This window comes from Paenibacillus sp. RC21 (assembly GCF_044907935.1).
Classification (GTDB): domain Bacteria; phylum Bacillota; class Bacilli; order Paenibacillales; family Paenibacillaceae; genus Paenibacillus; species Paenibacillus terrae_A.
This window is the reverse complement of the sequence record NZ_JBIYCS010000002.1, coordinates 454,100-468,353: the sequence shown is the minus strand read 5'-3', so window position 1 is coordinate 468,353 and position 14,254 is coordinate 454,100. Positions and strand designations below refer to the sequence as shown.

The window sequence follows — 14,254 nt, the reverse complement described above, 5'->3', positions numbered from 1 at the left end:
CAGCTAACGGAGCTGAAACGGTATGAGCTGATTCGGTGTATGAGCAGAATGAAATGGGGTACCCTACTCTTGAAAAGGAGGGAGTACCCATGAAAAAGGTTCAGGAAGTTATGACTGAAAAATGTGTAACGGTTACCCCGCAAGACAATATTTATGAAATTGCGCTCAAAATGAAGGACAACGACACCGGTTTTATCCCGGTTGTGGAGAGTGAAGGCAGTGACAAGCTCATCGGTGTGGTAACGGACCGTGACCTTGTCGTTCGCGGTTATGCGGCTAAGCATTCCGGCTCTAGTTCGGTCGACACAGTGATGACAACAGGCATCCGTACCGCTCAAGCCGACATGTCGGTGGATCAAGCAGCCGAGCTGATGGCGGAGCAGCAAATCCGCCGTCTGCCGGTAACGGAAGGGGATCGTTTGATCGGGATTGTTTCGATTGGCGATCTGGCCGTACGTAATATTTTTGCAGACAACGCTGGAGAGGCGCTTAGCCATATTTCAGAGCAGGTTCACTAGGTAAAAAAGCAAGGATAGGCTTGGATGATAAGGAGTTCAACCCATATACGGGTTGGACTTCTTGCTATTCCGGTTGATCTGCGAATAAACGGACAAACTGTTTGTTATATAGATTTTAAGATGATGTGTTATAGATTGACGGGAGGTAATTATGAATCCGGATCACCCTTGTATTGTACAACGCGATTTTACCGTTTTGCTGGAAATCGGCCTGCCCGCTTCGGAGCATGCACGTTCACAGTTGCAGGTCTATGCGGAGCTGGTTAAAAGCCCATCCGCTTTTCATACATATCACATCACTCCCTTGTCCCTGTGGAATGCGGCCGCCCTTGGGTGGAGTGCCGCCGATGTTCAACATAGTCTACAATCCATGTCCCGTTGGGAAATTCCCCGTGAATTGTTAAAGGATATTGAACAGCTCGTCGCCCGTTACGGGACGCTTAGGCTGTCACGGGCGAGAGTGGAAGAAGAGGGCCGTTACAGCATGCATACTGCTGATCTGAACAGTATAGAGCAGGATGCAACTATAGGCATGGAAACGGATAAAACTCATAGCTGTACAGCGGTCGACCGCTTGATACTAACGGCGGACAGCCCGGCTTTACTGGATGAACTGCTGCTCAAGCAGGATCTTCAGCAGCTTGGTTTGCTTCGTGACAGTGAAGTGACCGTGTCGGTTCTGCCAGAAAATCGGGGCCTGCTTAAGCAGGAACTGGCACGACTTGGATTCCCGGTCATGGATACGGCAGGCTATCTTGAGGGGAATCAGCTTCGTTTTTCTCTGGGTCAGGGACAAACGGAGCTGAAGCTTCGTGATTATCAAGTGGAGGCAGCCGATGCGTTTGAAGGGGCAGACGGTCTGGGTGGCAGCGGTGTGCTGGTGCTTCCATGTGGAGCGGGAAAAACCGTAATCGGTATGGCGGTGATGGAGCGGCTTCAGTGCGAGGTGCTTATTTTAACCTCCAATACCACATCTGTTCGGCAATGGATTGAGGAATTGAAGCTAAAGACGGATATTCCTGTTGATTCCATTGGAGAATACAGTGGACAGAAAAAGGAAGTGCGTCCGATTACAGCGGCAACCTACCAGATTTTAACGCATCGCCGTACTAAAGATGGAGGATTTGAGCATATGAAGCTACTTAGCGAGCGCAAATGGGGGTTAATTGTATATGATGAGGTGCATTTGCTGCCTGCGCCGGTATTTCGGGCAACGGCGGATATTCAGGCCACCCGTCGTTTGGGATTGACCGCGACGCTGGTTCGGGAGGACGGGTGTGAGCGGGATGTGTTCTCCTTGATCGGACCGAAACGGTACGACATGCCGTGGAAAGAACTGGAGCGACAGGGCTGGATCGCTCAGGTCGATTGTGTGGAGCTGCGGCTTCCCATGTCGGCTGCACTTCTGGAGCGTAGTATGCGTGCTGAAGGCAGGCAGCAGTATCGGATTGCCGCCGAAAATCCGGCCAAGCTGGAAGCGGTGCGCAGCCTGATGCAACAGCACAAGGGCTTGCCCACGCTTATTATTGGGCAATATTTGGATCAATTGCGTATATTGGCGCAGGAGCTGAGTGTGCCGTTGATAACCGGGTCTATGAGCCAGGCTGAACGGGTGCGGTGGTTCGATGCGTTCCGCAACGGTACAATTCGGACTCTTCTGGTGTCCAAGGTGGCGAACTTTGCTGTGGATTTGCCGGATGCGGCCGTAGCTATTGAGGTATCGGGCAGCTTTGGCTCCCGTCAGGAGGAGGCACAGCGGCTTGGCCGCATTTTGAGACCAAAGTCTGGTGAAAATAAGGCTTATTTTTATGCGCTGGTGACGGAAAACAGTAAGGAGACGGATTTTGCAGCCCGTCGTCAGCTGTTTCTGATTGAGCAGGGCTATGAATATGCGATTCGCAGATTCAGCTCCGGGGAGGTTATCAGTAACCTGAATGATGAGACCGAAGCTGGTGGAAAGAAAAGGGAGGCGTAATCAAGGATGGGCGTAACGGACACGGAAGGCGGCTGGAAGGAGCTTGCATCGGATGAGCTGTTGGTGCTACGTCGATGCTTTATCCGACACGCGGGACAGCCCATGAAGGAAGAAGAGCCATTACGGCTTACCCGGGGAGCATTGAGCGGAGCCGAAACGAAACTGGCACTGCACGGACTGCGCGACCGGGGCTGGCTGGAGGCGGTTACCAAATCGTGGGGCGAACGAATGTTATATATTCCGGTTTATCGGCTGCCAGATCTGTACGAAATGCTGTTGGAGCAAAGCCAAAGTACGATGAAAGCGATGGATACAGACCAACCGCTGACGGTGCATGAAGCAATGACGGGACTGGAAGCGGAGCTGCTACATGTGTTGTCCCGTATTGCAGTGCAGGGAGTACCTTTGACAGCGAAAGGGACCATTCATAAACGGTCGCTGCAAAAGCTAAACGAGCTGACTCCCTTTCATCCGAAAGATTTGACTGGACTTGGGCTACAATATGCGCACGCCGAGCTATATCCGGTGCAAACGGTGGTGATGATGGACTTGCTGCTCAGCTTGGGTCTGCTGGTGAAGGAAGCTGCTTCTTTTCATGTTCAGGAATCCGGGCTGGCAGCGTGGGTTCGCTTGTCCGCTTGGCAAATGCGCAAGCATATTCTTGTCACGCTCATGGAAAGGTACGGCAAGGCCGAAGCGTCTATGCAGCATTTTCGGTATATGCTGTGTGTGGCCTCCACTCATGCGGGACCAGAAGGCTGGATACATATCGGGCCGTTGCTCCAATGGATGACTCAGACGGGACTGATTACGCAGGAGAGTCTGAGTAAAGAGGATCGGAAAAGTAGTAATACTTTGGAATTTGCTGCTATTCATGCAAGCCCCGTAAGAATTGAGGGCAACACAGTCTCTGATTTCAACTTTAACGGACAATACATAGATATGGTTAAGGGATGGCTGACCGCACTGACCGCCTTTGGAATGGGTGATTGGGGGCTGACCGCGTCGGGAGAACTGTGTTTTCGCTGGAACGTACCGGTGCTGGATATGCTTCGTTCCGATGATGAGAAGGATGCGGTTCAGGAGCCAGGTACCTTTTATGTACAGCCGGATTTTGAAATATTGGTGCCACCGGATGTAGCTTATGATGTGCGCTGGAAGCTGGAATGCTTCTGCAAACGTGTGACGGGGGACCGAATGGTGGTATACCGGATCACCCGAGACAGTGTTACAGAGGCGATCGAGTTGGGGATGGAGGCCAAAGCTATTCCTGCTCTTCTGGACAAGTTTAGCCGGACAGGCGTGCCTGACCATGTACGCGTGGCAGTGGAGCAGTGGGCAGGAGATGTGGGACGGATAGCGTTTGCAACGGTAACACTTCTGCGCTGTGGTACCCGAGAGGACGCAGACACTGCTGCACGTCACCCCGGACTGGCTGGATTGCTTGAACGGATTGGTGAAAGGGACTTTATTATTCCGGCACGTTCGGCTGCCAAAATCCGCAGGACACTTGCTACGATTGGGCTAAGTCCGCGCCGGGAGCTGGAGGGGGTGGACGAGCCTGTTCACCGTTATCCGCTGGTTGCGGAAACGGAGGGAATTTGTACGGATAGTTCCAACAGTCTATTTGATGTGGATGATACAGAAACGACGGTTGGCGAAACGTTAACAGACTCAACTCAGGAATGGCCGATGTTTTCTCAAGAGGGAAGGGCAGGTTTGGTTTATACGGGGCGGACGTTGCATTTTTATGAACGGGAGCATACGCTACCTGACCCATCCGATTATTTTCCAGAGAAATTGGCAGTACCCGCGTCATGGACGAAAGAATGGAGAAGCTACCATGCATCCACCGCTCGGCAGCTCATGGAACAGGCGATTCGCTGGCAAGCGGCGGTAGGACTGCGAATCGGTGAAAAAGAGGTCAAATGGATACCGGAAGCGGTGGCTCCCGGTGAGCCGTGGAGTGTGACTGGCTGGTATGCTACCGGAACGGACGGTGAGACGTTGCCCCGCACGACTTTACAGCCGGGGGAATGGTCGGACATGCGCCTGCTGGTTCCTTTTACATAGAAGAGCCAGGATGTGCATGAAACTCCTTCTTCTCAAAAGAAGGATGTGGTATGATAAATGAGTCTACTTTACCAGTAGAACTTTATATAAAGTGAGATGAACATTCATGAGCGTAGCCGAATTGAATACGGTCAATATGGCAGAAGTGCTTATTAACGCCTATGAATTGGGCGATATGGTCAACCGGTCCTTTGAGGTATCGGATTATTTATATTGGAAACAGCGTGTGGAATTGAATCCGTCGATTCAGGCGTGTGTACGCAAGCTGGATGCCAAAAAGGAGCTGTTCGCGGAAACGGAACGCTTTGGGCATTTTCACCCAAACTTTCATGAAGCGAAGGATGCAGTGCAGCTCGTTGAACTGGAACTTGAACAATTTCAGGAGGTTCAGGAGTTCAAACGGGCAGAAAGGGCGTTGGATGATATGCTCCATGCCATGTCCGAAACGATTGCTTATTCTGTGTCCGACACCATTAAAGTGCCGAGCAATGATCCGAATGTGAAAAAGGGTGGCTGCGGTAGCGGAGGCAAGTGCTCCTGCGGATAGGCCATAGGGATGATATCGAATGGAGGGGAGATGAAGCGAATGTTTGCCGAGCGGACAGGGTACATCATTTGGGTAAGCGATATCAAGGCTGCCCGCAATTTGGAGAAATACGGGAATGTCCACTATATTTCGAGGCGTATGCATTATGTTGTCATTTACATGAATGCGGATCGGGCAGAGGATACCGTTAAAAATATTCGCAGGCTTTCCTATGTGCGCAAGGTCGAACGCTCCTTCCGAAATGAGATAAGGACGGAGTATAACGACGATAAGGAAAAATTAAAAGAGTATGAAATATAATTTTTAAAGGTGTTATTTTTCAAGTTTTATTAAAAAGTCGGCCTATGGGCTGGCTTTTTTTTATAAAGTCAGGACTTTTGCATAATAGCCTTAATGCTGATAGACCTAAAATAATCTTTAAAAATTAGCGATAAACTTCAATTTTGTAACTTGTAGTCCCGGGTCTGTTGAGGTAACATATGAATATATTGGTAGATATAAAGACCTATCTGGTGGGGAGAGTGATCCCGTGCGTGACAAGGCAATGCAGCGATGGAGTACATACGAACCGTTCTACGTAGAGATGGGCGACAAGAAGGTCGCCGATATTGTGATTACAAATCATGCGCAAACACGCTACTTAGACCGTATAGAACAGAAACAGTCCGAAACGAATCATATCGCCGCCTGGCTTTGGGAATGCCTGAAGCAAAACAGGATGGAGTCCTATTATCACAATGAAGAGGATGTATATTTAATTGATGGTGACCTGGTCGTCGTGGCCGAGTTTGGTGAGTTGCCTGGCGAAATGGATATTGCGGGTAACCCGCTCCACAAAATGATTGTGATCACCTTTTTGGGACGGATGTCAGAGACCATTGAACTGCGGGATTTGAAGTCATACTATTCCTGGTTGCGCCATTCGCGGCGTATGACACTGATGAAAAGCACCCGCAAACGGAAATAGACGTTGATTTGGCGGAAGGGATATCGTCTAGTACCTTATCTATTAGAAGTATGCAGGAATCAGCTGCATACTTTTTTTATTTCAGCATTTTGCATCATTCGATTTCCGACGCTTAAAAGTACAATATATAGACAAACTAGACCGATTTTGATCTATATATTGCTGATTTGAAATCGCTCTTGGGATTTATGCAAAATGCTTATTTATAAAATCTATAATAAAAATCCACTAATTTAGGTCTGTTTTCTTGGGAATCCTTCGACAGATGTTTTTCTTATGTTAAAATAAGGAGATCAGAGAGGGGAGAGGGCTGTTAGTATGAACTTTCATCAGCTGCATATTTTTTATACGGTAGCGGAGCGGGGGAGCTTCTCGGCAGCGGCGCAAGCGCTGCATATGACGCAACCTGCCGTGACGATGCAAATTCAGTCTTTGGAAGATTATTTTGGTACGAAGCTACTGCATCGATCTACCAAAAAAATCGAGCTGTCGGAGGCAGGAGCGACACTGCTGCCTTTTGCGAAAAAAAGCATGCAGCTAATTCGTGAAGCTGATGAGGCGATGTCTGCTTTTACTCACATGCTGGAGGGGAGATTACATATTGGCGCAAGTCTTACGATTGGCGAGTACATTGTGCCGAGAATGTTGGGGCCGTTTGGTCAGGAGTACCCTCATATACGCATGGCAATGAATGTAATGAATACGACTCAAATTATGGATGATATTTTAAAGCATCAATTGAATTTAGGGCTGATTGAAGCACCGATTCAACACCCGGATATCGTGGTGGAGCCCGTGATGCAGGATGAGCTGAAGCTGATTGTTCCTTCGGATCATGTACTGGCCAAGGCCAAAAAGGTAGTTCTGGAGGACGTGTTTAAGCATCCTTTTGTAGCAAGAGAAAAGGGGTCAGGTACAAGGCAGGTGATAGAGGATGAGCTGAAAAGCCGTGGTGTTGATGCGTCCCGACTTTCCATCGTTATGGAGATGGGCAGCACTGGAGCGGTCAAATCGGCGGTGGAGGCGGGATTAGGCATTACGATGCTATCGCCTTCTTCGGTGAAGCACGAGGTTGCACTCGGATTGCTGAAAATCGTAAATATTTCCGATATCACCTTTAAACGCGAGTTTTATGCCATTCATCTGAAATCAGCGCTATTGCCGATTCCGGTGGTGACCTTTCTGTCATTCTTGCGTCGTCATGATCAGGGAACGAACGTGTCCAGGGATACGGTGGACGAGCTTGCAGAGATGAAAGAGGAGGAGAATGCGTAATGGAGGAGCAGACGAATTCGGGACGATACGATTTACATACTCACACTCAGGCATCTGACGGAATGCAGCCACCAGCGGACAATGTGCGTTGGGCCAAGGAAAAAGGACTGGCAGGGGTTGCAATTACGGATCACGATACGGTAGCTGGGCTGGAGGAAGCGCTTGAGGAAGGGCGGCGATTGGGCATTACAGTGGTGCCGGGTGTGGAAATTAGCACACGGGCAGGTGGTAAGGATATTCATATACTCGGTTATTTTATGGATTACCGTAATGAAGTTTTTTTGGAACGGTTGGAAAAGCTACGTCAGGCGAGGGATACCCGCAATGATCTGATTTTGAGTCGGCTGCGTAGCCTGGGTGTGGAAATCACACTGGATGAGGTGGTAGCTACGATGGGCAGACCGCTGGCGCAAGATGAAAGCATTGGACGTCCGCATATGGCGGATACGCTGGTGCAAAAAGGCTATGCGAAGGATATGAGGGATGCGTTTGACCGTTATTTGGCAGAGGGAGCGCCCGGTTATGTGTCTGTGCCCCGAGTGGAGCCTGCGGAGGCCATAAGCTGGATTCGGGAAGCAGCAGGGGTATCAGTGGTGGCTCACCCTGGATTGTATGGCAATGATGAGCTGGTTCGCTCCATTGTAGAGGAGGCGAAGCCTGCGGGCTTGGAAGTGCGACATTCAGACCATGATGATGCGGCTGAGAGTCGATATGCCGCAATGGCGGCACACTACGGGCTGATCCCGACTGGTGGCTCGGATTTTCATGGTGCACGCCAAGGCGTTATTTTTCACGGTGATCTGGGCAGCCGTAGTGTGGAGAGTCAGGTCGTGGAGGAGTTGAGAAAGGCTGCTATTGCACATATATGAAAATGTATCACAGAATGACGATAGGAAACAGCAATAGGAAACACAAATAGCCCCTTGTATTGTGTCTGCACACATGAAGTGTGGCTTTGCACAAGATAAGGGGCTTTAAGTGCATGCAAGGAACTTGTCCGCTATGCTATGCTTCGTGGCGGGCGTTCCTGAATGGATACTTATTTACTAGATTATGCTAGTGCGGCTCAGCCGTTTTTGATGCGATTTGGCAGCTTTTTGACCAGCTCCTCGTCGGGTGTGATGAAGAGCGTGCGCTGATGATCGTAGATAACAAAGCCGGGCTTGGCTCCGCTAGGCTTGCGCACATGCCGGATCAAGGTGGCGTCTACGGGCACGCTGCTGGACTGTTTGGCCTGGCTGAAATAGGCAGCGAGCTGAGCTGCTTCCTCCAGCGTTGTGTCTCCGAATTGCTCAGCGCGAATAACGACGTGTGACCCCGGAATATCTTTCGTGTGCAGCCACGTGTCATTAGGCCCGGCCAGTCGGTTCGTTACATATTCGTTCTGTAAGTTGTTTTTGCCGACCAGCAGCTCGATGCCTTCGGATGACGTATATACGTGTAAGGTTGGACGGTCAGTTTTCTTCTTTTTCTTCCCTTTTTTGACCCGGTCTCGGAGATAGCCTTGCTGAACCAATTCTTCACGTATTTCCTCGATATCGTTCATGGAGGCATGAGCCAGTTGCTGTAGGAGATTGTCCATATACCGAATTTCTTCGTGTGTTTTCTCCAGTTGTTCATCAATGACAGCCAGGCTGTTTTTATATTTATTGTACTTTTTGAAGTACCGTTGCGCATTATCTGATGGACCCAGCAACGGGTCCAGCGGGATAGTCATTGGACGCTGTTCTTCATCATAAAAGTTGGTGAGCGTCACTTCCTTGTCGCCCTTTTTCACTTCATGCAGCGAAGCGAACAGCAGCTCCCCGTAAATGCGAAATTGATCAGCGTCCTCGGCCTCAGCTAAATCCTGATGCAGATGGTCTAGTTTTTTTACGTTTTTGCTCCGTTCATTTTGCAGGAAGCGCAGCAGGTCACTGACCTTTTGCTTGACCGTATCCCGTTCTGCTTTTTCACCGAAAAAGTCCTCCATACACTCGCTGATCGTAGTGTATTCTTTGCGCTCTCCTTGAATCAACGTGAGGGGAATGGCAGAAAATATCACTTTTTCCTGTGCGTTCAGACCGGATACCGGCTGAAAACGATGATCCCGGACGTCATCCATGATGTGACTAAATGTATTCCACAGCGGACGATAATCCTCAGCAGGTGCTTCGTTGGAAACTCGGGTCAGCATCTCCTCGGCAATAAGGGGACTCAGTCCAGTAAAGGTGTTCACGATCCAGCGTTTGGGAGCTTCTTCTGCTTCGATAGCTGTCTGATATGAGGATGCGAAAGCTGTTTCTTCCGTTTCCAGCGGATTCAGCTTATTTTGTTCAGGAGGCTCCGTGTATTGAAAGCCGGGCATGATGATCCGATAGCTGCTGATAGACGGTGTAACATGATGGATGCCGTCCAGCATAACGCCTGTTTCCGGGTCAAGCAAAATAATGTTGCTGTGTCTGCCCATCAGCTCAATGATAATTCGCTTGAGTGAAATATCCCCCAGCTCATCACGCTGACGCACATCCATGTGAATAATACGCTCCATGCCCACCTGGCTAATTTTTTCGATGATACCACCTTCGCAGTGCTTGCGAAGCAGCATACAGAACATAGGGGCCTCCGTCGGATTGAGAAAGCTTTGTTCTGTAAAATGTACACGCGGGAATGTCGGGTTGGCCGACAGCAGCAGCTTGACACTCCCGCCTTGAGCCCGCAGATTCAGTAAGATATCGTGATCGTTCGGCTGATGTATTTTATTGATGCGCCCGCCCCGGATGCCTTGCAGCTCGTGTACGATAGCGCGGGTTACGATTCCGTCCAATGCCATAATGTTTGTTCTCCTTTGAAGCAAATATTTTTGCCTTCCTTCTATGATACATAACTTTGGGACAAAACTTAAGCGGCATTGTGATATTTCAGGTCCTGTCCGAATAGATTGAATCTAGAAAGTCTGTCCAGCTTATCAGCATTCGTGGCACAAAAACGCAATTACGGGCAGCCATCCTACGCACTACCGACGGAAACGGACTATCTGACCGGGAGGGAATTGGGGAGAATGGAACAAGCACACTGGCACCAATTAAGCAATGAACAGCTTTCAACAAGCCTGGAAGTCGACCCGAAGCAGGGTCTTTCGGAGGAACAGCTTGCGGAAAGAAGAGAAAGGTCAGGATGGAATGAGCTGAGCGAGGGGAAGCGTGTCTCGCCGATCCTGCTGCTGCTGAATCAGTTCAAGGATTTTATGATGCTCGTACTGATGGGAGCCACACTGATATCCGGCCTGCTCGGCGAATATCTGGATGCGATTACCATTATTGCTATTGTTGTGCTGAATGGAATTCTTGGTTTTGTGCAGGAGTTTAGAGCTGAACGTTCGCTTCGAGCTTTGAAGCAGATGTCCGCTCCGACCGCTAAAGTACTGCGAGCAGGCAAACGGATTCAGATTCAGGCCAGAGAGCTGGTACCGGGTGATATCGTGCTATTGGAAAGCGGCGATCGTATTCCCGCAGATATAAGATGGCTGAGCACGAATGGCTGCGATGTGGAGGAATCCGCCCTGACTGGCGAATCGGTTCCAGTGAGCAAGCATTGCCGTCCTATTCATGCCGCCGAGGTACCGCTGGGAGATCAAAAGAACATCGGCTTTATGGGCACAATGATGACCAGAGGTACAGCTCAGGGAGTCGTTATTCGTACAGGCATGAATACGGAAATGGGCAAAATCGCAGACTTGATCCAAAATACGGAGTCTCAGGAGACCCCGTTGCAGCACAGACTGGAGCAATTGGGTAAAATTCTGATCATTGTAGCACTGGCGTTAACGGTGCTTGTCGTCGTAGCGGGTATCCTGCATGGACAGCCAGCGATGAGTATGTTCCTGGCAGGGGTGAGCTTGGCTGTAGCAGCTATACCGGAAGGCTTGCCTGCCATTGTGACGATTGCGCTCGCCTTGGGCGTGCAGCGTATGATCAAACGCAAGGCGATTGTGAGAAAACTGCCTTCGGTTGAAACGCTCGGATGTGCGTCTGTCATTTGCTCTGACAAAACAGGTACACTGACCCAGAACAAAATGACGGTCACCAAGCTATGGGTGGACGGTCGCTTCTGGGGAGTGACAGGAGAGGGCTATGACCCGCACGGACATATTATGGACAGGGATGCTCCTGCGGACCTCAAAAACGGACAATCACTTCGCAGACTGCTGCAAGCCAGCGTGCTGTGCAATAACGCGGAAATTGTTCAAGCCGACATGGATGAGCTACGCTCAAAAAAGAAAACCAAGGAGCCGATGCCGTCCGCTGTTTGGGAGCTGAAAGGCGACCCGACGGAGGGGGCGCTTGTCACGTTAGCCGCCAAGGGCGGGGTTACGCGCCAGGGGCTGAATGAGCTGTATACACGGGAACGCGAATTTCCTTTTGACTCGGAGCGGAAACGGATGTCTGTACTTGTAAGGCATCAAGGAGGGCATATCGTATTTGCCAAAGGCGCGCCGGATGTGCTGTTAGGTCAGTGCTCCTACATTTTATGGGAAGGGAATGTCGTTCCACTAACGGGCACGCTGCGCCAAAAGGTGCTGGCAGCCAACGAAGGAATGGCCTCGGAGGCACTCCGTGTACTGAGTGTCGCTTACCGGGATATCCGCTCGCATGAGCGTGTCGTCTCGGTGGAAGAGGCTGAGAATCAGCTCATCTTCATCGGCCTTACGGGTATGATTGATCCGCCGCGCCGCGAGGCCCGCGAAGCTATTAGCAAGTGCCGCCGCGCTGGCATCCGCACGGTGATGATTACGGGCGACCACGGTACAACAGCTGAGGCCATTGCGCAGCAGTTAGGCATTTTTCAGCGCGGCTCGCATGTGCTGACCGGACAGCAGCTATCTGTGATGGATGATGCGGCGCTGGACAAAGCAGTAGACATGGTCTCTGTATATGCGCGGGTATCCCCGGAGCATAAGCTGCGGATTGTCAAATCGCTGCAAAGACGCGGGCATGTCGTAGCCATGACTGGAGACGGCGTGAATGACGCGCCAGCGATTAAGGCGTCGGATATCGGTATTGCGATGGGCATAACAGGAACGGATGTGACCAAGGAAGCGGCTGCGCTCGTGCTCAGCGACGATAATTTCTCGACGATTGTAGCAGCGATTGAGGAAGGGCGAAATATTTACGAAAATATTCGTAAATTTATCCGTTATCTGCTTGCCTCCAATGTCGGTGAAATTTTGACGATGTTTTTCGCGATGATGGCCGGTTTGCCATTGCCGTTGCTTCCGATTCAGATTTTATGGGTGAACCTGGTGACTGACGGGCTTCCCGCGATGGCTCTGGGTGTAGATCAGCCGGAAAAGGATCTTATGGAGCACAAACCACGCGGCGCGAAGGAAAATATTTTCGCCCGCCGTCTTGGCTGGAAAATCATTAGTCGCGGCCTGCTGATCGGCTTATGTACGCTTGCGGCGTTCTGGCTGACACTGCGTATCGCGCCTGATAACGCGGCACAACTGGTCAAGGCACAATCGGTTGCCTTCGCCACGTTGGTGCTGGCACAGCTCATTCATGTGTTTGATTGTCGCAGCTCCCGTTCTATTTTCCACCGTAATCCGTTTCAAAATAGTTATCTCGTGCTTGCCGTGCTGTCTTCGGTGGTGCTGATGCTGGTGGTTATGTACGTACCTGTGCTGCAACCTATTTTCAAAACGGTACCGCTCGGCTTCCGCGAATGGGCGCTTTCCATTGTCGCTGCCGGTATTCCGACCTTCCTGATGGGGGCGGGAAGCGTATGGGGTGGCAGACGCAACCGTCGTCGTGGCGGACATACGCGCTTCGCTCCAGGGCGCACGAAGTTTTCGGCTTAAGCTTCCTGCTCGGGACAGACATACTTGCATCACTTTTCCCTTTTTGCCCCGTATGCTATCATGGAACCAAAGCTTCATAAGGAGCATGAGATTAGCAGCAACGGCGGGGGGAAGCTATGGAATTCACAAAAATGCACGGATTGGGTAATGATTTTATCGTTTGGTTTGGGTATCAGGAATTGCCGCCTGACGCTTCGGAATTGGCTGTTCGGCTGTGTGACCGACATTTTGGTGTCGGCGCTGACGGTCTGGTATATATATTGCCATCTGAAAGAGCGGATTTCTGCATGCGCATCATTAATTCAGACGGCTCGGAGGCTGAGCAATGCGGAAATGCCATCCGTTGTGCAGCCAAATATGTGTATGACCGCAAGCATATCAGTCGTGATCAGATTACGATTGAGACGCTGGGTGCAGGTGTGCAGCAGGTCGAATTGACCGTAGAGGGCGGACTTGTACGTCAAGTGAAGGTGGATATGGGAGAACCGATTCTGGAGGGTTTGAAAATTCCAACAACGCTGGATCTGGCTAGTGTCATCAACCAGTCCATCGAAGCTGGAGGCAGCGGCTTTCGTTTTACAGCTGTATCCATGGGCAATCCGCACTGTGTCATTTATGTTGAGGATGCACCTGGCTTTGATCTGGAAGCCTGGGGGACGAAGCTGGAATGCCACCCGCTGTTCCCTAGAAAAACAAATGTCGAGTTCGCTACGGTACGAAGCCGGGACCACATTGACATGAGAGTATGGGAGCGGGGAGCCGGGCCTACGTTGGCATGTGGAACCGGAGCCTGTGCTACGCTTGTGGCGTCTGTATTGAACGGATATAGCGACCGCCGCGCGATTGTCAGCCTGAAGGGCGGAGATCTGGATATCGAATGGAACGAGAATGACAATCATGTATATATGACGGGGCCGGCTGAGATTGTGTACGATGGTCGTTTGTCCTGAAATAAGCGAATGCAGCATTGTGATAGAGGAAGATTGGGATAAGTGTGATGAAGACCTTAGCCGGTCTTCTTTTTTTCGCCTTTTTTCGTATAAAATGAAGGAAATGCGGG

The 14,254-nt window shown here is 50.5% G+C and carries 11 protein-coding genes; 10 read left to right on the top strand and 1 reads right to left on the bottom strand.

All coding sequences use genetic code 11. The features are described from left to right. Positions 1-89: 89 nt before the first annotated feature. From ABIA61_RS07430 to ABIA61_RS07395, 8 genes are all read left to right on the top strand, one after another. Entirely contained in the window at positions 90-518 is a 429-nt protein-coding gene (locus ABIA61_RS07430; RefSeq protein ID WP_014282315.1) for a CBS domain-containing protein, read from the top strand. A 151-nt stretch (positions 519-669) separates the two neighbouring features. Continuing rightward, positions 670-2,493: a DNA repair helicase XPB gene (locus tag ABIA61_RS07425; protein ID WP_404580531.1), complete on the top strand. Its 1,824-nt coding sequence runs from the start codon at positions 670-672 to the stop codon at positions 2,491-2,493. A 6-nt stretch (positions 2,494-2,499) separates the two neighbouring features. Further along, positions 2,500-4,566, top strand: coding sequence for a helicase-associated domain-containing protein (locus ABIA61_RS07420; protein WP_283652397.1), 2,067 nt, complete (start codon positions 2,500-2,502; stop codon positions 4,564-4,566). 106 nt (positions 4,567-4,672) lie between these two features. Further along, complete coding sequence (locus ABIA61_RS07415; protein ID WP_014282312.1) at positions 4,673-5,113, top strand: YlbF/YmcA family competence regulator; 441 nt, start codon at positions 4,673-4,675, stop codon at positions 5,111-5,113. 39 nt (positions 5,114-5,152) lie between these two features. Further along, positions 5,153-5,413 (top strand): YlbG family protein, encoded by a 261-nt coding sequence (locus ABIA61_RS07410; protein WP_014282311.1) that lies wholly within the window; start codon positions 5,153-5,155, stop codon positions 5,411-5,413. 229 nt (positions 5,414-5,642) lie between these two features. Then, complete coding sequence (locus ABIA61_RS07405; RefSeq protein ID WP_014282310.1) at positions 5,643-6,080, top strand: hypothetical protein; 438 nt, start codon at positions 5,643-5,645, stop codon at positions 6,078-6,080. 318 nt (positions 6,081-6,398) lie between these two features. Further along, the gene (locus tag ABIA61_RS07400) at positions 6,399-7,355 is read left to right on the top strand and encodes a selenium metabolism-associated LysR family transcriptional regulator (RefSeq protein ID WP_404580530.1); all 957 of its coding nucleotides are present in this window, start codon (positions 6,399-6,401) and stop codon (positions 7,353-7,355) included. Then, positions 7,355-8,224 (top strand): PHP domain-containing protein, encoded by an 870-nt coding sequence (locus ABIA61_RS07395; RefSeq protein WP_283652394.1) that lies wholly within the window; start codon positions 7,355-7,357, stop codon positions 8,222-8,224. Before ABIA61_RS07400 ends, ABIA61_RS07395 begins: the two co-directional genes overlap by 1 nt. 197 nt (positions 8,225-8,421) lie before the next feature. Here the strand turns inward: ABIA61_RS07395 and ABIA61_RS07390 are convergent, their stop codons facing one another. Next, positions 8,422-10,167: an Rqc2 family fibronectin-binding protein gene (locus tag ABIA61_RS07390; protein ID WP_283652393.1), complete on the bottom strand. Its 1,746-nt coding sequence runs from the start codon at positions 10,165-10,167 to the stop codon at positions 8,422-8,424. A gap of 228 nt (positions 10,168-10,395) precedes the next feature. Between ABIA61_RS07390 and ABIA61_RS07385 the strand changes: the two genes are divergently transcribed. Both ABIA61_RS07385 and dapF read left to right on the top strand, forming a co-directional pair. After that, the gene (locus tag ABIA61_RS07385) at positions 10,396-13,194 is read left to right on the top strand and encodes a calcium-translocating P-type ATPase, SERCA-type (protein WP_283652392.1); all 2,799 of its coding nucleotides are present in this window, start codon (positions 10,396-10,398) and stop codon (positions 13,192-13,194) included. Positions 13,195-13,310: 116 nt separating this feature from the next. Continuing rightward, positions 13,311-14,144, top strand: coding sequence for a diaminopimelate epimerase (gene dapF, locus ABIA61_RS07380; RefSeq protein ID WP_404580529.1), 834 nt, complete (start codon positions 13,311-13,313; stop codon positions 14,142-14,144). Positions 14,145-14,254 lie beyond the last annotated feature (110 nt).